General features: G+C 36.8%; 22 protein-coding genes, 8 tRNA genes and 4 riboswitches. Of the genes, 28 read left to right on the plus strand and 2 right to left on the minus strand.

From position 1 onward, the window contains the following. Positions 1-116: 116 nt before the first annotated feature. From ABH957_RS23755 to ABH957_RS23800, 10 genes are all read left to right on the plus strand, one after another. Positions 117-193: transfer RNA gene (locus tag ABH957_RS23755), tRNA-Met, on the plus strand. A 2-nt stretch (positions 194-195) separates the two neighbouring features. Further along, positions 196-271: transfer RNA gene (locus tag ABH957_RS23760), tRNA-Asp, on the plus strand. A gap of 9 nt (positions 272-280) precedes the next feature. Beyond that, positions 281-356 (plus strand) — tRNA-Phe (locus ABH957_RS23765). Between the two features lie 19 nt (positions 357-375). Further along, positions 376-451, plus strand: a tRNA-Thr gene (locus tag ABH957_RS23770). 3 nt (positions 452-454) lie between these two features. Further along, positions 455-525, plus strand: a tRNA-Trp gene (locus ABH957_RS23775). A gap of 10 nt (positions 526-535) precedes the next feature. Further along, positions 536-612, plus strand: a tRNA-Ile gene (locus tag ABH957_RS23780). Between the two features lie 7 nt (positions 613-619). Then, positions 620-694 (plus strand) — tRNA-Asn (locus ABH957_RS23785). Between the two features lies 1 nt (position 695). Next, positions 696-767: transfer RNA gene (locus ABH957_RS23790), tRNA-Glu, on the plus strand. Between the two features lie 131 nt (positions 768-898). Beyond that, positions 899-1,318, plus strand: coding sequence for a CBS domain-containing protein (locus ABH957_RS23795; protein WP_002010634.1), 420 nt, complete (start codon positions 899-901; stop codon positions 1,316-1,318). Positions 1,319-1,741: 423 nt separating this feature from the next. Beyond that, the gene (locus ABH957_RS23800) at positions 1,742-2,893 is read left to right on the plus strand and encodes a DUF3965 domain-containing protein (RefSeq protein ID WP_113936776.1); all 1,152 of its coding nucleotides are present in this window, start codon (positions 1,742-1,744) and stop codon (positions 2,891-2,893) included. A 240-nt stretch (positions 2,894-3,133) separates the two neighbouring features. On the opposite strand, the gene ABH957_RS23805 is transcribed toward ABH957_RS23800, so the two are convergent. Both ABH957_RS23805 and ABH957_RS23810 read right to left on the minus strand, forming a co-directional pair. Further along, positions 3,134-3,466 carry a hypothetical protein gene (locus ABH957_RS23805; protein ID WP_002010638.1) on the minus strand — a complete coding sequence of 111 codons (333 nt, stop codon included), beginning with the start codon at positions 3,464-3,466 and terminating at the stop codon, positions 3,134-3,136. Positions 3,467-3,471: 5 nt separating this feature from the next. Next, positions 3,472-4,629: an SH3 domain-containing protein gene (locus ABH957_RS23810; protein ID WP_404512342.1), complete on the minus strand. Its 1,158-nt coding sequence runs from the start codon at positions 4,627-4,629 to the stop codon at positions 3,472-3,474. A 259-nt stretch (positions 4,630-4,888) separates the two neighbouring features. Then, a riboswitch (TPP riboswitch) is annotated at positions 4,889-5,001 on the plus strand. Between the two features lie 60 nt (positions 5,002-5,061). Then, positions 5,062-5,165, plus strand: a riboswitch (TPP riboswitch). Between the two features lie 89 nt (positions 5,166-5,254). Here ABH957_RS23810 and tenA point away from each other — a divergent pair. The 18 genes from tenA to kdpDN all read left to right on the plus strand — a co-directional run bounded on the left by tenA (position 5,255) and on the right by kdpDN (position 20,700). After that, the gene (gene tenA, locus ABH957_RS23815; protein WP_219300011.1) at positions 5,255-5,950 is read left to right on the plus strand and encodes a thiaminase II; all 696 of its coding nucleotides are present in this window, start codon (positions 5,255-5,257) and stop codon (positions 5,948-5,950) included. Then, positions 5,919-6,668 (plus strand): ABC transporter ATP-binding protein, encoded by a 750-nt coding sequence (locus tag ABH957_RS23820; RefSeq protein ID WP_404446001.1) that lies wholly within the window; start codon positions 5,919-5,921, stop codon positions 6,666-6,668. The genes tenA and ABH957_RS23820 overlap by 32 nt, the downstream gene beginning before the upstream one ends. Next, positions 6,668-7,420 (plus strand): ABC transporter permease, encoded by a 753-nt coding sequence (locus ABH957_RS23825; RefSeq protein WP_404446429.1) that lies wholly within the window; start codon positions 6,668-6,670, stop codon positions 7,418-7,420. The genes ABH957_RS23820 and ABH957_RS23825 overlap by 1 nt, the downstream gene beginning before the upstream one ends. After that, positions 7,417-8,418 carry an ABC transporter substrate-binding protein gene (locus tag ABH957_RS23830; protein WP_404446004.1) on the plus strand — a complete coding sequence of 334 codons (1,002 nt, stop codon included), beginning with the start codon at positions 7,417-7,419 and terminating at the stop codon, positions 8,416-8,418. The genes ABH957_RS23825 and ABH957_RS23830 overlap by 4 nt, the downstream gene beginning before the upstream one ends. 10 nt (positions 8,419-8,428) lie before the next feature. After that, positions 8,429-9,049 carry a thiazole tautomerase TenI gene (tenI, locus tag ABH957_RS23835; protein ID WP_113936771.1) on the plus strand — a complete coding sequence of 207 codons (621 nt, stop codon included), beginning with the start codon at positions 8,429-8,431 and terminating at the stop codon, positions 9,047-9,049. Further along, complete coding sequence (gene thiO, locus ABH957_RS23840) at positions 9,042-10,151, plus strand: glycine oxidase ThiO (RefSeq protein WP_404446008.1); 1,110 nt, start codon at positions 9,042-9,044, stop codon at positions 10,149-10,151. Before tenI ends, thiO begins: the two co-directional genes overlap by 8 nt. Before the next feature lie 15 nt (positions 10,152-10,166). Then, a complete protein-coding gene (gene thiS / locus ABH957_RS23845) occupies positions 10,167-10,370 on the plus strand; it encodes a sulfur carrier protein ThiS (RefSeq protein ID WP_001049509.1) in 204 nt (67 codons plus the stop codon). A 2-nt stretch (positions 10,371-10,372) separates the two neighbouring features. After that, positions 10,373-11,143, plus strand: a complete 771-nt coding sequence (gene thiG, locus ABH957_RS23850) for a thiazole synthase (protein WP_002087526.1) — start codon at positions 10,373-10,375, stop codon at positions 11,141-11,143. Beyond that, the gene (thiF, locus tag ABH957_RS23855; RefSeq protein ID WP_404455399.1) at positions 11,136-12,155 is read left to right on the plus strand and encodes a thiazole biosynthesis adenylyltransferase ThiF; all 1,020 of its coding nucleotides are present in this window, start codon (positions 11,136-11,138) and stop codon (positions 12,153-12,155) included. The genes thiG and thiF overlap by 8 nt, the downstream gene beginning before the upstream one ends. Positions 12,156-12,161: 6 nt before the next feature. Then, positions 12,162-12,983, plus strand: coding sequence for a bifunctional hydroxymethylpyrimidine kinase/phosphomethylpyrimidine kinase (gene thiD, locus ABH957_RS23860; RefSeq protein ID WP_404446018.1), 822 nt, complete (start codon positions 12,162-12,164; stop codon positions 12,981-12,983). Positions 12,984-13,539: 556 nt separating this feature from the next. Further along, positions 13,540-13,687: riboswitch (cyclic di-AMP (ydaO/yuaA leader) on the plus strand. A gap of 93 nt (positions 13,688-13,780) precedes the next feature. Next, on the plus strand, positions 13,781-14,167 hold the full coding sequence (locus tag ABH957_RS23865; protein WP_002029867.1) for a hypothetical protein: 387 nt from the start codon (positions 13,781-13,783) through the stop codon (positions 14,165-14,167). A gap of 16 nt (positions 14,168-14,183) precedes the next feature. Next, complete coding sequence (locus ABH957_RS23870) at positions 14,184-14,414, plus strand: hypothetical protein (protein WP_016101779.1); 231 nt, start codon at positions 14,184-14,186, stop codon at positions 14,412-14,414. Between the two features lie 262 nt (positions 14,415-14,676). Then, a riboswitch (cyclic di-AMP (ydaO/yuaA leader) is annotated at positions 14,677-14,822 on the plus strand. 95 nt (positions 14,823-14,917) lie between these two features. Further along, on the plus strand, positions 14,918-15,022 hold the full coding sequence (locus ABH957_RS23875; protein WP_000887888.1) for a SipW-dependent-type signal peptide-containing protein: 105 nt from the start codon (positions 14,918-14,920) through the stop codon (positions 15,020-15,022). Then, complete coding sequence (gene kdpF, locus ABH957_RS23880) at positions 15,019-15,099, plus strand: K(+)-transporting ATPase subunit F (protein ID WP_000972378.1); 81 nt, start codon at positions 15,019-15,021, stop codon at positions 15,097-15,099. The genes ABH957_RS23875 and kdpF overlap by 4 nt, the downstream gene beginning before the upstream one ends. A gap of 19 nt (positions 15,100-15,118) precedes the next feature. Further along, a complete protein-coding gene (kdpA, locus tag ABH957_RS23885) occupies positions 15,119-16,786 on the plus strand; it encodes a potassium-transporting ATPase subunit KdpA (RefSeq protein WP_061675211.1) in 1,668 nt (555 codons plus the stop codon). A 13-nt stretch (positions 16,787-16,799) separates the two neighbouring features. Then, positions 16,800-18,890, plus strand: a complete 2,091-nt coding sequence (gene kdpB, locus ABH957_RS23890; protein WP_404455402.1) for a potassium-transporting ATPase subunit KdpB — start codon at positions 16,800-16,802, stop codon at positions 18,888-18,890. 17 nt (positions 18,891-18,907) lie between these two features. Then, complete coding sequence (kdpC, locus tag ABH957_RS23895) at positions 18,908-19,489, plus strand: K(+)-transporting ATPase subunit C (protein WP_219300001.1); 582 nt, start codon at positions 18,908-18,910, stop codon at positions 19,487-19,489. A gap of 56 nt (positions 19,490-19,545) precedes the next feature. Further along, complete coding sequence (gene kdpDN, locus ABH957_RS23900; protein ID WP_100248418.1) at positions 19,546-20,700, plus strand: KdpD-like non-kinase potassium sensor; 1,155 nt, start codon at positions 19,546-19,548, stop codon at positions 20,698-20,700. Positions 20,701-20,707: the final 7 nt, after the last annotated feature.

The raw sequence follows: 20,707 nt of genomic DNA on the forward strand, positions 1-20,707 counted from the left end.
GAGGTATACCCAAGTTCGGCTGAAGGGATCGGTCTTGAAAACCGACAGGCGGCGAGAGTCGCGCGGGGGTTCGAATCCCTCTACCTCCTCCATTTATTTTTAAAACATAATATCGTCGCGGGGTGGAGCAGTACGGTAGCTCGTCGGGCTCATAATCCGAAGGTCGCAGGTTCAAATCCTGTCCCCGCAACCAATGGTCCCGTGGTGTAGTGGTTAACATGCCTGCCTGTCACGCAGGAGATCGCCGGTTCGACCCCGGTCGGGACCGCCATTTTATGTTGGCTCGGTAGCTCAGTCGGTAGAGCAGAGGACTGAAAATCCTCGTGTCGGCGGTTCGATTCCGTCCCGAGCCACCATTTTTTTGTTTTTTTTTATGCCGGCTTAGCTCAATTGGTAGAGCAACTGACTTGTAATCAGTAGGTTGGGGGTTCAAGTCCTCTAGCCGGCACCATTTAGGGGCATAGTTTAAAGGTAGAACTGAGGTCTCCAAAACCTCCAGTGTGGGTTCAATTCCTACTGCCCCTGTAAAGTATATGGGCCTATAGCTCAGCTGGTTAGAGCGCACGCCTGATAAGCGTGAGGTCGATGGTTCGAGTCCATTTAGGCCCACCATATATATTCCGCAGTAGCTCAGTGGTAGAGCTATCGGCTGTTAACCGATCGGTCGTAGGTTCGAGTCCTACCTGCGGAGCCATGGCCCGTTGGTCAAGTGGTTAAGACACCGCCCTTTCACGGCGGTAACACGGGTTCGAATCCCGTACGGGTCATAAAAAAAGAGTCAGCATATTGCTGACTCTTTTTTATTATGTATAAGCCTCTTTTTATCACCTTATTTTCCCGAAATAAATAAAGGGATTTAGGAAAAGCTATGGTATGTATTAAAAGGAGGAGATGAAAAATGACGCAAGTTAGAGAACTTATGAGTACTCATATCGTACATTGTACACCATTAGACAATGTATATGAGGCAGCTGTAAAAATGAAGGAAGAATCGGTTGGATTGATTCCTGTTATTGAAAATAAACAAGTTGTTGGGCTTGTTACTGATCGAGACTTAGTTGTTCGTGGGATTGCTGAAAAACATCCTGGATCTAATCAAATTACAAATGTAATGACAACAAACATTGTTTCAGTTTCTCCAGATGATTCTATTGAAAAAGCTACAGAATTAATGGCACAATATCAAATTAGACGGTTACCGGTAGTTGAGAGCGGTCAACTTGTTGGGATGCTAGCACTAGGTGATTTAGCTATAAGAAAATCAGCAGATGATCAAGCAGGGTTTGCTTTAAGTGAAATCTCAGAGCATATGGAATAAATTATGTATAAAGATCAGATACATTATTCTAGTATATGCGGATTAAACTAATATGTTAGCGTGATGTATCTGAGACATTATATAATAAGTATAGAGTCAATATTTTTGATAGTTTTTTTAAATTTGTCATTCCTAATTTTTAATAAGAGAAAAAATGATATACTGAGAGATATAAGTATTATGATAGATTTTGAATATAACAATATTTATTGTTAATGATGTAATAATGAATTAATATTTCCTACGTAGATAAAGTGAAACTTTAATTATTGGGGGGTGTCCATCCCCCAATAATTATTAGTTGAACCAATCGGGCTTTTATAGGCAGTTTTATCTCCCACCTAACTTCCTCGTATTCGCAGAATTTTGAGGTGGGAGTCTTACTGCCCGCAAATAGCGGGATAAAAAGGGAAGGGGAATTATATGAGGGCTGTACAGGGCGATCCAAATTGGAATTTGGTTACAGATACATATATAGAACCAAATAATTTCGCTGAGTTATTTTCTTTGCTTGTACCTTGTCATCCAAAAGGTGAAGGGAAAGAGCGAACTATATTAGTATGGAAAGAAAAAGAATTTTATAAAGAAGAGAATTTAGCGCCATTTATCGTATATGGCATGAATAAAGTAAAGAATTTACCGCAGTTTCATAAAGATGAAATTCCAACTCTAGTACGTATTCTTCGTTTATGTCAAGAGATTGGTTGGTATGAAGAGGCAAATGCTTTTATGATAACCCAAGGGCTAGATGAATTTGTCCGAACTTCATTGGAGTATGAAACATGGGATCTTTTGACGAAAGCAGTTGCTTTAAACTATTTAATTATTAAATATCGTATTGGTGAATTAACAGCTGAGGATGTAGAAATTTGGGAGCGAGTTAAATTTAATGAGAAATGTATAACAGATTGCAAACATCTATTATCTCATAAAGAAGTATTGGAATTTACATTCTTTTATATGTGTAAGCGAGCTAAGCTACTGTCAAAAGAGCAATTAAATAGTGATATGATGAGTCTGGCAATGTATTGTAATACTTTTGTGTATGATTTATATACACATGACTTATTACGAAAGTATCGTAAGTGTACAGACTTCCTATCATATTATGGACCTAGTCAAGCAGTTTTAGCTTGTCAAAGAGCTGTACTTTCACAAATTTCCGATCGATTAGACCCTTTAAAGACAACTCATGTAGATGATTATTTATATGTGATGAAAGAAATGATGGAGCATATGACGATAGGGGTAATGGATCGGTATGGTCATTTTATTGGAAAGCTACTATCATATGTACCATTTTTCGAAATGATCCAAGTTCCACAGCATGCATATTATTGTGAAGAATTACTGTATATTTGTAAGGGAATTGAATACAAAGAAGAAATACTACGCAATTATATATTTATACAATTACATGATTGTTTACCATCATTCTTTAAACTATTTCTTAAAAATAAGCGTTATGCAACGATTCATGATATTCTTTTCTATTGGTGCGACGATGAACAAAGAATGAGCTTAGAGAAAAAATATAATCTTAGTTTTATTTATGAAAAATATGCTTGCGGATAAACCTTATTTTACATATTAAAAATTAATATAAATTAAAAAGGATCTCAAGTTTATGTGAGATCCTTTTTTGTCAGTAAAGCAAGGAGAAAGTAACTAAGATAAGAAATAACATTCCATAAAGGAGAAATTGTGCAGTATAACTTCTTTGTATACCAAAAAAAGTATTCATTTTTTCATATAAGTTCAATATATATTTCATTGGATTATCTTTGAAAGATTGGTACACAGTGTCTCCTCTTTCTAAGCTTCTTGTTCATGTTTTTGGTTATTAGGAACATGAACGTATCTAGCTATGAATAATAAAACACCTATAAAGAATACAGGAAGTACGGTAGATAAATAAAAACCATTACTAATTATATTTGTTATAAGAGCACTTAAAAGAAAAATTACATTATAAATATGGGCAATTTTTTGTTTTAGCCGCATTTGTAATGCTTCCATAATGATTTCTAAAGCAACAAAAGCAATAATAATAGATAAAAATACAGTGTTCGTATTATAAATGATTAAACAACAGATTAAACCTAAAAAGGCCAGGTATTCAATAAAGAGAGGTATATTGCGTGGCATATAATTTACCTAACTAAATATGGCAGTGGGTTTACTGCATTTGTTTTTTCAAAATTCCATTCCCCATTATGTAATTCAAAATGGAGATGTTGCCCGTATGAATGACCTGTGTTTCCCATATGACCTACTAATTGTCCAGTTTGTACTTGATCACCAGCTTGTACAGTGCGATCCTTCATATGAGCATAAACTGTTGTATATAATTTCCCATTTATTTGATGGGCGATGAACACGACATTGCCGTAGCTAGCCGAATAATAAGATTTCACAACCTTACCTGCAGCAGCAGCTTGAATAGAGACATTTCCTTGTGCTGCTATATCTATACCATAATGCATTTGCTCCCAGTGCATATCAAAAGTGGAGCTGATTTTCCCTTGAGTAGGGAATTTGAAAACTGCTGGAATTGATGCAGGTGGAGCTGTTTCAGCGTGTGCTTGATTTTGATTTTGCACTACATAGTGTTTTGCTACATATCCGTATCCTGTGCCAAAACGAATTTTATACCAAGTACCTACCGTTTCTACTACTTGTACTTGTGTACCATTTTGTAATGAGCCAAGTAGAGTGCCACTTGTGCTAGCATTGCTACGTACATTTAATTTTGGTGTTGCAACAGTATACGAAGGAGAACCTTGTACTGTTACACCTTTTACTAGAGGTGTGGATCCATTAGATACAAATGTTTTTTGTACGTAACCAATTTGACCGTTATGTAATATTTTATACCAATCCCCTTGTTCACCTTGAATGGTAATGAATTGACCATTTGGTAATATATCTAGAATAGAAGACTCTGTATTAGGTTCAGAACGAACGTTTAATGCGTTTGCATTTACGATATATTGAGACTTTGGTTGAACATTTTTTTTGAATAGAATTGCATCTTTTTTCATATAGCCTGTTTTGTTGTTAACAGATACTTTATACCAATCTTGAGTTGTCTCAAGAATAGTAACCGGGCTATTAAATCGAATGTTATCAATTATTGCACTGTCTGTATGGCTATTTTGATGTAGTGCAACGTTGTCAATTTTTACATATCCAGTTTTTACTGTAGATGGTTGCTTAGCAGCCGCTGTTTGTATATCGGATTCTCCCATAGAAGGAAGTAAAGAAGCAATTGCGATAGTAGTTGCTGTTAAAGCTGTAGCTTTATTCATGTAATAAAGACCTCCTCTAGTTGTATAGTTGTAATTTTATTATAGTATAAAGATATAATATATTGGTCGTATTCACATAAATGTAATATGAAATCAATAAAAATAATGTCAGAAGAGAGATTCGTATATAAATATTGTATATATCATTTGTGAGGTCGCATTTATATTTGTTTAACACGTTGAGAATTAATTCTCAATTAAGAAAATTAAAACAGTTGATGATGTCTTATGGCGATGTTATACTGACAGTGATAATTTTATAGTTTGCTAGGAGGGCTGGTGTTGCCAGCTGAGAGTAGGGCCGTAAGCCTTTGATCCTTTTTATTACCTGATCTAGATTATGCTAGCGTAGGGAAGCAATTCGGACATTAACAATGAGTCCCCGTTTCTTTGCGTATAGAAACGGGGCTTTTTTATTTAAAAATTTCATATTAACACCACTAGGGGTGCTTTTCGTGCTGAGAGAGGAATAATCCTTAACCCTTACAACACCTGATCTAGATAATACTAGCGAAGGGAAGTGGAACAACGAATAAATTATAATTTTATTTGCTGTAACCACTTCTTATATACAGAAGTGGTTTTTTTATTGAAATAAATAGATATATAGGAAGGGGAATTATTAATGAAATTTTGTGAAAGATTATTTAATACGGTGCAGCCTGTTTGGGAGAAAAGTCATAATCATCCGTTTGTAGTAGGTATGGGGGATGGTACGTTGGAAAAAGACAAATTCCAGTACTATATTATTCAAGATTATTTATATTTGTTAGATTATGCAAAGCTATATGCAATTGGGGTTGTAAAGGCAACGAATCCACAAGTTATGGCAAAATTTGCAGAGCAAATTGATGGGATTTTAAATGGAGAAATGACGATCCATAAACAGTATGCAAACAAACTTGGCATTACTGTAGAGGAGATAGAATCTGCGAAACCATCTGCTAAAAATTTAGCCTATACAAATTACATGATGTCTGTATCTCAAAATGGCACACTTGCAGAATTAATATCAGCTTTACTTCCATGTATGTGGAGTTATTGGGAGATTGGAAAGCGTTTAAATGATATTCCTGGAGCAAGAGATCATGAGTTCTTTGGAGAGTGGATTCAAGGATATAGTTCTGAAGAATACGGTAACCTTTGTATTTGGTTAATAGATTTATTAAATGAAATGGCAGTTGGAAAGTCAGAGAAAGAGCTAGACCGATTAGAGGAGATTTTCTTATATTCCAGCCGATTTGAATATTTATTCTGGGATATGGCTTATCGTAAGGAGATGTGGGGTTTTGAGGAGCAAGAACATACTACAGTTTCATAATGTTTCCTTTCATTATGATGAGAAACCAATCATCGATGAATTAAATGCTTCTATACAAGATAAAGAGTTTGTAAGTATTATCGGACCGAGTGGATGCGGGAAAAGTACTTTATTTCGTCTTATTATAGGCTTAGAAGAAGCAAGTACTGGACAGATAGAGCTGACAAAAACAAAGAGTCATCCTGTAGGGTATATGCCCCAAAAAGATATGCTCTTGCCGTGGAGGACGATTATTGAGAATGCTGCCCTGCCGCTAGAGTGCCAAGGTGTGCAGAAGAAAGAAGCGCAAGTAAAAGCGAAAGAACTGTTACATAAATTTGGTTTACAAGGGTACGAGAAAAAATATCCGAAAGATTTATCTGGTGGTATGAGGCAACGCGTATCTTTTATCCGAACTTTATTAACAGGCGGGGAGATATTATTGTTAGATGAACCTTTTAGTGCATTGGACGCTTTAACGAAGGCATCTTTGCAAGAATGGTTGTTTGAACAATGGAAAGAGTGGGAAAAAACAATTTTATTTATCACTCATGATGTTGAAGAAGCATTGTTTCTTTCTAATCGAATTTTGGTTGTAGAAAATCAACCGATAGCAACTTTAACTGAGCGAATTGTGCCGCTTGATCGTAACCGAACAAGAAAAGATTTATATAAGCCTGAAGTGTTAGCGCTTAAAGAAGAGCTCCTTAGTATGTTACAAAGGCAGGTACTTGTATGATGAATCGCTTGAAGGAGTTATTACCTGCCCTTATATTAAGTGGAATTTTACTTGCTCTATGGGAAGTAGGAGCAAGAATTGTAGATGAGATGTACATTTTGCCATCACCTTCTGCAATTGTAATGAAGATATGGGTACTGAAAGATATATTATTTACGGTTCATTTACCTGCAACGTTGTACGTCGTTTTAATAGGCGTTGTTATTTCTATCGTACTGGGCGTAGGGCTAGCAATGTTAATGAATGCGAGTACGTGGATGGAAAGAGCATTTTATCCGTTATTAGTTGCTTCACAAACAATCCCGATTACTGCGCTTGCGCCGCTCTTCGTTTTATGGTTTGGATATACCATCTGGAGTAAGGTTGTTGTTACCGTTTTAATTACGTTTTTCCCAATTGCGGTCAATACGTATGATGGATTGCGCAGTACGAAAAAAGAATGGGAGGAGCTCTTAGTCACGTATGGTGCAACAAAAAAAGATGTTTTTCTAAAGCTAAAGCTGCCATCTGCTCTTCCTTACTTTTTCTCAGCGTTAAAAATTGCAGTTCCGCTTAGTGTGATCGGGGCAGCAATTGGAGAATGGCTCGGTGCACAAGCTGGGCTTGGATATTTCAGTAAAAGAATGATGACGCAGTTAGACGGAGCTGGTGTATTTGCACCAATTGTATTGTTATCATTATTAGCTATTTTCTTCGTCATACTTATTTCCACATTAGAAAAGAAATTCATTAGTTGGAGGAAACATTCATGAAATTATTAAAACGCATCTTTGTGTTTACATTATTAGTTGCAATGATTGCAGGATGTTCGAGTAACTCGGCATCAGATAAGAATAAATCAGAAAAAGAAATAACAGTAATGCTTGATTGGTACCCGAATGCGGTACATAGCTTTATTTATACGGCAATTGAAAAAGGATACTTTAAAGAAGAAGGAGTCAAGGTGAATATTAAATTCCCTTCTAATCCGACTGATCCATTAACGCTAGCGGCAGCAGGGAAAGTGACCGTTGGCTTGTATTATCAACCAGATGTTGTCATGGCAAAAGCAAATGAACAAATTCCAGTGAAATCAATTGGAGCTGTCGTACGTTCGCCGTTAAATCATGTTGTATCGCTGAAATCAGCAGGTATTAAGTCACCTAAAGACTTAGAAGGAAAAACAGTTGGATATTCTGGGACCCCTTTAAGTGAAGCATATTTAAAAACGATGGTAAAAGAAGATGGTGGTAATCCAGATACAGTAAAAGTAGTCGATGTTGGATTTGATTTAGTACCAGCGTTAATTACGAAAAAAGTGGATGCTGTAACAGGAGCATACATTAACCATGAAGTACCTGTTATGCGTCATGAGGGCCATGAACCAGCGTACTTTAATCCAGCTGATTACGGTGTGCCGAATTATCATGAGCTTGTGTTTGTAACAGGTGATAAAACTTTGAAAAAGGATAAAGAAGCATTACAGGCCTTTTTACGTGGTGCGAAAAAGGGATATGATTTCATGAAGAAAAATCCGGATGAAGCATTAAATATTTTATTAGATCATCAAGAAAAAGAAAACTTCCCACTTGTACCAGAAGTTGAAAAAGAAAGTATGAAAATTTTATTAGAGAAGATGGAAACGAAAGATGAGCCATTCTTATCGGATTCAAAAGAGTCATGGGAGAAACAAAATAAATGGTTGAAAGACAAAGGAATGGCGAAAGAAATTGTTCCAGCCGATGAATTATTCGAAAACATTTTAAAGTAGGCGAATGAATATGAAAAATGAGCTTCATGTAATCTCAAATGGCCATATGCCATTTGAAGAATTAGTGAATGTAGCGATGCAAATTGAGAGTGAGATTGATTATTTGCATATTCGTGAGCGTGAGAAGAGCACGAAGGAATTGTATGAAGGTGTGGAAAGTCTTTTGGGGAAAGGCTTTCCGGCATCGAAGATAGTGATAAATGATCGAATTGATATTGCTATTCTATTAAATATTCCGCGTGTGCAGCTAGGATATCGAAGCGCAGATGTAAGGTCGGTGAAAGAAAAGTTTTCTTATTTGCATGTTGGCTATTCAGTACATTCTTTAGATGAAGCGATAGTGGCATTTAAAAATGGAGCGGATTCACTCGTTTACGGTCATGTATTTCCAACGGCTTGTAAAAAGGATGTGCCAGCAAGAGGATTAGAAGAAATTGCTCATATGGCAAGATGCTTATCCATACCAATAACTGCAATTGGTGGGATTACCCCTGAAAATACAGGTGATGTTCTTGCAAATGGTGTAAGTGGCATTGCTGTTATGTCTGGGATTATAAGCAGTAGTAATCCGTATAGCAGGGCGAAATCTTATAAGGAATCAATAAGAAAGTGGGCGGAAAAACATGTGTAAGAAGTATGATGTAGCGATTATTGGCGGAGGTGTAATTGGTAGCTCAGTTGCACACTTTCTAGCAGAAAGAGGGCATAAAGTAGCGATTATAGAGAAACAAAGAATCGCATCTGAAGCTTCGAAAGCAGCTGCTGGTTTGCTCGGTGTTCAGGCAGAATGGGATGCATATGATCCGCTGTTTGAGCTTGCTAGAGAAAGCCGTGTTATATTTCCACAACTTGCAGAAGTTTTACGTGAAAAAACAGGCATCGATATTGGGTATGAAGAAAAGGGCATTTATCGCATCGCTCAAAATGAAGATGAGAAGAAAAGAATTCTTCATATTATGGATTGGCAACAGAAAACAGGTGAAGATTCATATTTTCTAACGGGTGATCGTTTGCGAGAAAAAGAGCCGTTTCTATCCGAATCAATTATAGGAGCGGTATATTATCCGAAAGATGGTCACGTTATTGCGCCAGAGCTTACGAAAGCATTCGCACATTCTGCAGCAATTTCCGGAGCTGATATATATGAACAAACAGAAGTGTTTGATATTCGTATTGAAAATAATAAAGTGACTGGAATTGTGACAAGCGAAGGTGTAATCACATGTGAAAAGGTCGTTATCGCCGGAGGATCATGGAGTACGAAATTACTACATTATTTTCAGAGTGATTGGGGTACATATCCTGTTAAGGGGGAGGTTGTTGCAGTAAGAAGCAGGAAACCTCTGTTGAAAGCTCCTATTTTCCAGGAGAGGTTTTATATTACGCCGAAGCGCGGTGGCCGTTATGTGATTGGGGCAACGATGAAGCCTCATACATTTAATAAATCTGTACAACCAGAAAGTATTACTTCCATATTAGAGCGTGCCTACACAATATTGCCTGCTTTAAAAGAAGCAGAATGGGAAAGTACGTGGGCTGGGTTAAGACCGCAGTCTAATCATGAAGCTCCTTATATGGGAGAGCATGAAGAAATAAAAGGTTTATATGCTTGTACGGGCCATTATCGAAACGGCATTTTATTAAGTCCTGTTTCTGGTCAGTATATGGCTGATTTAATAGAAGGAAAGCAGGAGAATCACTTGCTAGATTCATTGCTTTCTAAAATGGTTTAGAAAGGGGATGGAAGTTTGAATTTAAAAATTAATGGTAACCAAATTGAAGTACCAGAGAGTGTAAAAACAGTAGCTGGGCTACTTACACATTTAGAGTTAGATAACAGAATTGTTGTAGTAGAACGTAATAAAGATATTTTACAAAAAGATGATCATAACGATACATCTGTTTTTGATGGGGACCAAATTGAGATTGTAACTTTCGTAGGAGGCGGTTGATTATGTTAAACATTGGACAATTTTCATTTCATTCTAGACTTTTATTAGGAACAGGGAAATTCCCTGATTTTGATGTGCAGCAAAAGGCAATTGATGTTTCTGAGGCTGAGATTTTAACATTCGCAGTACGTCGTATGGATATATTTGATGCAAAGCAGCCTAATTTATTAGAGAAACTTGATGTAAAAAAATATACGTTATTACCGAATACAGCTGGAGCAAAAAATGCTGAAGAAGCTGTTCGTATTGCAAAATTAGCAAAAGCTTCTGGACTTTGCGATATGATCAAAGTAGAAGTTATTGGTGATGATAGAACGTTATTACCTGATCCAGTAGAAACGTTAAAGGCATCTGAAATGTTACTAGAAGAAGGATTTATCGTACTTCCGTATACATCTGATGATGTTGTATTAGCACGTAAATTACAAGAATTAGGTGTGCATGCAATTATGCCAGGAGCATCACCAATCGGTTCAGGGCTTGGTATTGTAAATCCGTTAAATTTAAGCTTCATTATTGAACAAGCGACAGTACCAGTTATCGTTGACGCTGGTATCGGTAGCCCAGCTGATGCGGCATTTGCGATGGAATTAGGAGCGGATGGTGTGTTATTAAATACTGCAGTATCTGGAGCGAACGATCCTATTAAAATGGCATACGCAATGAAATTAAGTATTGAGGCAGGACGATTAGGGTTTGAAGCAGGTCGTATTGCACGCAAGCGCTGCGCGACAGCAAGTAGTCCTTTAGAAGGAATGAGCGTAGTTGAATAATCGATATTCTCGCCAAGAACTATTTTCTCCAATTGGGGAAGAAGGGCAACAAAAGCTAGGGGAAAAGCATGTACTTATTATCGGTGCGGGTGCATTAGGTAGTGCAAATGCAGAGATGTTTGTAAGGGCAGGCGTTGGTAAGGTAACAATTGTTGACCGCGATTATGTAGATTGGAGTAATTTACAAAGGCAGCAATTGTATGCAGAGCGTGATGTAGAGAATAACCTTCCGAAGGCTGTGGCGGCAAAAAAACGTCTAGAAGAGATTAATAGTGAAGTAAGAGTAGAAGCTCTCGTTCAAGATGTAACGGCTGAAGAATTAGAAGAACACGTTACAAATGTTGATGTAATCATCGATGCGACTGATAATTTCGAAACGCGTTTCATTGTGAATGATGTAGCGCAAAAATATTCTATTCCATGGGTTTACGGGGCATGTGTAGGAAGTTACGGTCTTTCTTATACTATTCTTCCAGGCAAAACGCCATGTTTATCTTGTTTATTACAATCGATTCCACTTGGCGGAGCGACATGTGACACAGCGGGGATTATATCACCTGCTGTATCTCTCGTCGTTTCTCATCAAGTAACGGAAACACTTAAACTGCTAGTAGAAGATTATGACTCGCTTCGAGATGGACTTGTGTCATTTGATGTATGGAAAAATGAGTATTCATGTATGAATGTGCAAAAGATTCGTAAACATAATTGTCTATCATGTGGTGAGCAAGCATTATATCCGTATTTAAATAAGGAAAATACTTCAAAAACAGCGGTGTTATGCGGGAGAAATACAGTTCAAATTAGACCACCTCATAAAGAGGAACTGGATTTTGAACAATATAAAAAATTGCTGAATGATCGTGTGAATGATTTAAATGTAAATCCATATTTATTATCATTTTCGGTTGAAGAAAAGAGATTAGTTGCTTTTAAAGATGGCCGTGTACTTGTACATGGAACGAAAGATATAAGCGAAGCGAAAACAATTTATCATCGCTATTTTGGGTAGAAAAGGATGAGTGGAATGAAAGTGAATAAAGCTTTAACAATTGCAGGGTCTGATAGCGGAGGCGGCGCTGGGATTCAGGCGGATTTAAAAACATTCCAAGAGCTTGGTGTGTATGGAATGACGGCTATTACGGCAATTACTGCTCAAAATACGCTTGGCGTTCAAGGGGTATATCCTGTTTCTTTAGAAGGAATTACGGAACAGCTGAATTCAATTGGTACAGATTTAACGCCAGATGCTGTAAAACTAGGAATGTTATTTAGCAGTGAAATTATTCAAATTGTTGCAGAACATATTAAAAAATTCGGCTGGAATAATATTGTGCTAGATCCTGTTATGATTGCAAAAGGTGGGGCATCATTATTACAACAAGAAGCAGTACAAGCATTAAAGGAATATTTATTACCAGTAGCAACTGTCGTAACACCAAATGTTCCGGAAGCAGAAGTGTTAACTGGGATGGAGATTCATAATGTTGAAGATAGTAAAGAAGCTGCGAAAGTATTACATGAATTAGGGGCTAAATATGTTCTTATGAAGGGCGGACATGCAGAATATCAAGGTAATGAAGTAATTGATTTACTCTTTGATGGAGAGCAGTTTATTGAATTTAGGAGCGAACGAATTCCTTCGAAGCAGACGCACGGAAGCGGATGTACATTTGCGTCTGCAGTTACAGCAGGACTTGCTAAAGAATATTCAATCGAAGAGGCAGTTCAAGAGGCAAAACGATTTATTAGTATAGCGATTGAAGAGCCGTTGAATATTGGAAGTGGTCATGGACCGACGAATCATTTTGCGTATAAAGTGAATAAGACACATGCATAAGTGAAAATTTAACCAGTGGGGCTATATCCTCACTGGTTATTAATGTTAATGATTAATAGAGATTTAATATATGTTAGCAAATGTGATTGGCTCTTCTTGTTTAAATGCGTCCTTTAGATGAGTAAAGTATATAAAAGGTGTGATGAGATTAATATTAAATATATAAAATAGGGAATCATAGCTTTCTTATTTTTACTTAAGTATTTACTATAAATTAATAACAAACAAGAAATTTAAAAAATGATTTCTAATGTAGTACGGAATTCAGTATAACTAGTAATAGTAACTAAAATCGCTAAAATTAATAGTAACGAATTACCTAGAATATTTATTATTTTAATAAAATTATTCTTTTTATCCTCGGTCATATAGCATCCTCGTTTCACGTTTAATTTTTAATCATTTCTTTATTTAGTATTATTACAATACGACTCATGAAAATTCCAATTGAATATAAATATTTATAATGTCTAGCAACAATGAAAAATCCACCTTAAGGATTTTTCATTGTTTACTTTTTCCAAATACAGGAGTAATATATCAGCCAGAATACATTTTTTGTAATACGCTGAGTCCAAATGTATGGAGCGGAGGAACCAATTTGTGCGTCGTCACTAGGGGTGAATCTTTCAATGTTGAAAGTAGGGCTACTCTCAAAGCCCGAATCCGACAGCTAACTTCGTAAGCGTCTTGAGAGAGGACGGTGCCATGATGGATACATCACTTCATCGGTCTGATTAGTATAGGAGAATATCAATATATGTTTGAGTTCTTTTATGCTAAGGAGGATGAGGTACATGGAACTAACACTTATTTGTGTTGGAGAAAAAAACAAGGTAAAGAGTTTAAGAGAGCTAGTAGCATTTCAGCATGAGTTAATTATTTTTACAGCCAATGAAGAGATAGCGGATGAAGTTAGAGAGTATGGGTTTGAATCAGCTTATAGCTGTAATAAGGAGAAGGATTTTACTAGTATTTGCACACGTATTAAGAAGGTGATTTTACTAGGGGATGAGCTTCCGATAGTTAGTTTCTTCACAGAACACATTCGTTTTTCTTTTCAAGCGCCTATTACTGTTGTTACAAAGAATAAACGCTATCCGGCCAGGCTCTATGAAACAATTGGAGCTAAATTTGTAGTGTTTACGAACTGTGATAATATTTCTTTTTTATTTTTTGAATAGGGCGGGGGAAATGAAGATGAAAGTGTTGTTACTAGGAGATATAGCGAATCGTTGGGCGATATCGGTAGAGAGAGTTCACGAATTGGTAGTGCTCGATCCTCTTTTTCCAGGGCCATATATTATATTACCATCAAAAGATGTTTTGTATTTAGAGGCGGATATTACCGAATATGAGCAGTTACATGCAGAATTATCACAAGTTTATATTCGAGGGAGAAATTTGCGTGCTTTTTTGCGTGGAGAATAAAGGTTGAATGAAAAAAGAGCGAATGCTGAGTGCAACAAGCTATGCACTTCATGTCATTCGCTCTTTTTATTTCATATTTAAAAGATCATTTCTATGAAAAAAAAAGAAAACACAAGAAAATAGATGAAAGAATATTAAAAATAAGCAATGTAAGCGTTTAAATGGCGGAATTTTTTCTTATTTTAAGTAATTTGCCTCTTTACAAGTTAAATTTAGAGGAGTATATTTACTCTCATAAATCATTCATGAAATTTCCAAAAAAAACCTAAAATCGCTGAGTTCCAGAAATGGAGCGGGGGAACCAATTTTGTGCATTGTCACTTGGGGTGAATCTTTCAATTTTGAAAGTAGGGCTACTCTTTAGGCCCGAATCCGACAGCTAACCTCGTAAGCGTTTAGAGAGGAGGTTTACTTTGTGTTGTTCGTTTCGAACACTAAGTAGAGCTTAGTGTTCTTTTTTTGATAACTAGATGGTAAAATTTAACAAAAAGTGAGGGGTAGTTATGTTAGATGTTGTAATGATCGGTATTTTTGTTGGGTTAGTCGCATCGATGGCAAGTCTTGCAAGTTGGTCAGATAAAGTTGTGAAAGAAGGGAAGCAATCATGATGATTGCCTTATCGGTTATTGTTGCAGCGATTACGGTGTACTTAGTGTACGCATTATTAAATCCAGAGAAGTTTTAATTAGGGGGAATCATTCATTATGATTTGGGTTGCAGTCGTTATTACAATGCTCTTGTTTATTTTAGTAGCAAAGCCAACGGGGATTTATTTAGAAAAAGCTTTTCAAGGTAGCAAAACGCTAGATAAAGTATTCGGGCCTTTTGAAAAACTTATTTTTAAAATTACGGGTGTAAAAGCATACAATCAAACGTGGAAACAGTACGCATTATCATTAGTTTTACTCAATGGATTTATGATTGTTGTCGTATATTTCATTTTCAGATTACAAGGCGTATTGCCATTAAATCCAGCGCATATTGAAGGGATGGAGCCTACGCTCGCTTTTAATACAGCAATTAGTTTTATGGCTGATACAAATTTACAGCATTATAGCGGTGAAAATGGTTTGTCTTATTTATCACAATTAATCGGGATTACATTTTTAATGTTTGCAGCACCAGCAACGACGTTAGCGCTCGTTATGGCATTTATAAGAGGGCTCGCTGGAAAAGAACTTGGTAACTTTTTCGTTGATTTTACGAGAGCTTTAACGAGAGTATTTCTTCCTATTGCGTTTGTTGCAGCGCTAATCTTTGTCGCACTTGGTGTACCACAAACGTTAGACGGGGCAGTTACAGCACAAACAATTGATGGGGCAAAACAAAGTATTTTACGTGGTCCAGTTGCATCATTCGTTTCCATTAAGGAACTTGGAAATAACGGCGGTGGATTTTTCGGGGCAAACTCTACACATCCTTTTGAAAATCCAGGGCAAATGAGTAATATTTTGCAAATGATGCTTATGATGTTATTGCCAACAGCACTTCCATTTACGTACGGACGAATGGTAGGAAATAAAAAACAAGGTCGCATCCTTTTCGTGTCACTATTCATGGTGTTTTTACTAGGATTTATAACGATTACGACATCTGAATTACATGGAAATCCAGTGTTAAATGGAATGGGTATCGAACATGTACAAGGAAGTACAGAAGGAAAAGAAGTCCGATTTGGAACAGTATTTTCTTCCCTTTATGCGACAGTAACGACAGCTGCGGAAACGGGGGCCGTTAATACGATGCATGATACGTTAACACCAATTGGTGGTCTAGTTCCACTCGTAAATATGATGTTAAATACAGTATACGGCGGTGTTGGAGCAGGTTTTGTGAACATTATTATGTATGCAATTATTGCAGTCTTTATATCTGGTTTAATGGTTGGACGGACACCGGAGTTTTTAGGTAAGAAAATTGAAGGTAAGGAAATGAAATTGATTGCGGTAACGATTTTATTTCATCCATTGCTTATTTTAGGGTTTTCAGCATTAGCTCTTTCAACAAGCTTAGGAACGGATGCAATTTCTCATTCAGGTTTCCACGGTTTAACGCAAGTTGTATATGAGTACACATCGTCAGCTGCGAATAACGGATCTGGATTTGAAGGTTTAGCAGACAATACACCGTTTTGGAATATTACGACTGGTTTAGTTATGTTTTTAGGACGCTATTTCAGTTTAATTACGATGCTAGCTGTTGCAGCTTCACTGAAAGAGAAGACGGTAGTACCAGAAACAGTCGGAACGTTCCGTACAGATAATGGTTTATTTGGAGGGATATTTATCGGAACAATTGTAATTGTTGGTGCGTTAACATTCTTCCCGATGTTAGTACTCGGCCCAATTGCAGAATTTCTTACATTGAAGTAATGGAGGGTAAATGATGAGACCGGTAGTAGTAAAAGAAAAACAAGTAGATCAGTCACAAATACATGCTGTAGAAGATGAGGTTAGACAAGCGAAAACGATGGATCGTGATATCGTGACACATGCGATGAAACAATCCTTTGCGAAATTGAATCCGAAAGTAATGATAAAGAATCCGATTATGTTCGTTGTGGAAATTGGATTTATCATTACGTTAATTTTATCCTTTCTTCCAAGTAGTTCTAGTAGTGTACCAGGGTGGTTTAATATAACAGTTTCTCTCATTCTATTATTTACAGTTTTATTTGCTAACTTTGCAGAAGCTTTAGCTGAAGGGCGTGGTAAAGCGCAAGCTGATTCTTTAAAACAATCGAAGAAAGATGTGTTTGCAAATGTTGTAAAAGAAAATGGAGACATTGTTCAAGTTTCAGCAACTGAGCTGAGAAAAGGTGACGTTGTTATTGTAAAACAAGGGGAAATGATTCCGAATGATGGTGAAGTAATTAAAGGATTAGCGTCTGTAGATGAATCAGCAATTACAGGGGAATCAGCTCCTGTTATAAAAGAAGCAGGTGGCGATTTTTGTTCAGTAACAGGCGGAACGATGGTCGTAAGTGACGAGATTACGATTGTGATTACGAGTAATCCTGGTGAATCATTTATTGATAAAATGATTTCTTTAGTAGAAGGAGCTGCTCGTCAAAAAACGCCGAATGAGATTGCTTTAAATACAGTATTAACGAGCTTAACTCTTATTTTCTTAATCGTTGTTGTGACGTTGCCGATTTTTACAAATTATTTAGGGTTTCAAATTGATACAGCTGTACTTGTTGCATTGTTAGTTTGTCTAATTCCAACGACAATTGGTGGGTTATTATCGGCAATTGGTATTGCTGGGATGGACCGCGTAACAAAGTTCAATGTATTAGCAATGTCAGGGAAAGCAGTAGAAGCTGCGGGTGATATTAATACAATTATTTTAGATAAAACGGGTACGATCACTTTCGGGAACCGGATGGCACATACACTACTCCCTGTAGGAAATGAAACGATTGAGCAAGTAGGAAAATGGGCTGCGATTAGCTCAGTTTTAGACGAAACACCAGAAGGTCGATCAGTTATAGAATATGTACAAACGAAATCTATATCATATAATAAAGAACTTGCAGAACAAGGTGAATTTGTTCCGTTTAAAGCAGAAACGAGAATGAGTGGTGTTGATTTACAGGATGGAACGAAAGTAAGAAAAGGTGCTGTTGGTGCCGTTATTGAATGGGTTCAATCAAAAGGCGGAACGATTCCGAAAGATGTGAATCAAAAAGCAGATTTAATTTCAAAAGAGGGTGGAACACCACTTGTAGTTGCAGTGGATGATCGTATTTACGGTTTAATTTATTTAAAGGATACAGTAAAACCTGGTATGCGTGAGCGTTTTGAACAATTGCGCCAAATGGGAATTAAAACGGTTATGTGTACAGGGGATAACCCATTAACAGCAGCAACAATTGCAAAAGAAGCAGGGGTAGATGAATTCGTTGCCGAGTGTAAACCAGAAGATAAAATTGCAGTTATTAAAGCAGAGCAAGATAAAGGTAAACTTGTAGCGATGACAGGTGATGGTACAAATGATGCCCCGGCATTAGCGCAAGCTGACGTTGGGTTAGCGATGAATAGTGGTACGACAGCTGCGAAAGAAGCAGCAAATATGATCGATTTAGATTCGAATCCAACTAAAATTATTGAGGTTGTAGGAATCGGTAAGCAATTGTTAATGACACGAGGTGCGTTAACGACGTTTAGTATTGCGAATGATATTGCAAAATATTTTGCAATCATTCCAGCAATGTTTACACTTGCGATTCCGCAAATGGAAGCATTAAACATTATGAAATTAACATCACCGCTTTCAGCAATCTTATCAGCATTAATATTTAATGCGGTTATTATTCCGTTACTTATTCCGCTAGCGATGAAAGGTATCGCATATAAACCAATGAGTTCTAATGCATTGCTTAGCAGAAACTTACTCATTTACGGGCTTGGCGGAGTGATCGTTCCATTCATTGGAATTAAAGTAATTGATATGATTGTCGGCTTGTTCATATAAGGAAGAGGGGAAAAAAGATGGCGGAAAAACAAAGTATACTTTCACCAATTATTCGTATTACTTTTACGTTCTTAGTCTTGTGCGGCCTTGTATACCCGCTTATTGTAACTGGTATTGCGCAAGCGGTAATGAAGGATAATGCGGATGGAAGTCTTATATATAATGATAAGGATGAAGTAGTTGGTTCAAAATTAATCGGTCAAAATTTCACAGATCCACGTTATTTTCATGGACGTGTTTCTAGTATAGAATATAAAGCAGAAGCATCTGGTTCAAATAACTATGCGCCGTCTGATCCAGATTTAGCAAAACGAGTTGAGAAAAGTATTGAAGACTGGAAGAAACAAAACCGGGCCGTTCCAGTTACAGAAGTACCGATAGATTTAGTGACGAATTCGGGTTCAGGGCTTGATCCTGACATTAGTCCAAAAGCGGCTTCTGTGCAGGTAGATCGCATCTCGAAATTAACGAATATTCCGAAAGAAAAGCTGAATCAACTGATTAAGGATCAAACGGAAGGTGCTGCACTCGGCTTGTTTGGAGAAGATCGCGTGAACGTCTTAAAGTTAAATTTAGAATTACAGAAATTAATGAAATAGTAACAGTGCTACCTCAATCTAACGGATTGAGGTAGTGTTGTTTCGAAAGAAAGGTTGTGAGTGTTTTGTATGCGGATGACTATAAACCGACGTTTCAAAGGCGAACACCAGAAGAGTATTTAGAATACATTCGTCAGCAAAATCGCGGAAAGTTAAAGCTATACGTAGGGGCTGCACCTGGAGTTGGGAAAAGTTATAAAATGCTATTTGATGCAAGAGAGATGAAAAAAGACGGTATTGATATTGTAGTTGGTTTAATTGAAACACACGGTAGAAAAGAGACGGAAGAAGCAATTGCTGATTTAGAAAAAGTTCCTTTAAAAGAAATAGATTATAAAGGGAAAGTATTTTATGAACTTGATGTAGAAGGAATTATAAAGCGGGCACCACAAATTGTTGTTGTGGATGAACTTGCGCATAGTAATATTCCCGGGTCGAAAAATAAGAAACGTTACATGGATGTGCAGGAATTGTTAGATGCCGGTATATCTGTATTATCAGCGTTTAATATTCAACATTTAGAAAGCGTTCATGATATTGTAGCTCAAATTACGAATGTCAAAGTACGAGAGCGTATTCCAGACTTTATTTTACAAAAAGCAAATGAAATTCAGCTTGTTGATGCAACACCTGAGGTACTCCGAAAGAGATTAATAGATGGAAAGATATATAAGGAAGAAAAAATTCAACAAAGCTTACAAAACTTCTTTACGATAAATAATTTAGGGGCATTAAGAGAGTTATCACTTCGAGAAGTTGCAGATGATATGGATGAGAAAATTAGCCAAACAGTAATAGAACCGATAGGTGTGAAAGAAAAAATTCTCGTTTGTGTACAATACAGTTCAACAGCAGAGAAATTAATACGGAGAGGTTGGCGCATGGCTGATCGGCTAAATGCTGAATTGTATGTGTTAAACGTTGAAAGAGAAAATATAGATTCTATTTCAGCAGGCAAAAAGCAGACGATTGAAGAATGGAAATCGCTAACGAATCAATTTGATGCGAGCTTTGTATTAGAAGAAGCAAAGGGAAGAAAGCCCGCTGATGTTATTATTGAAGTTGCAAAAAGACTACAGGTGACACAAGTTTTACTTGGGCAATCGGCGAGAACACGGTGGGAAGAAATACGAAAAGGTTCTATTGTAAATGAAATTATGAGACAAACGAAGTATATTGATATTCATATCGTTGCTGATCAAAGAGCTTAAGAGACCA

Source organism: Bacillus sp. RC242 (assembly GCF_044908245.1).
Taxonomy (GTDB): Bacteria; Bacillota; Bacilli; order Bacillales; family Bacillaceae_G; genus Bacillus_A; species Bacillus_A mycoides.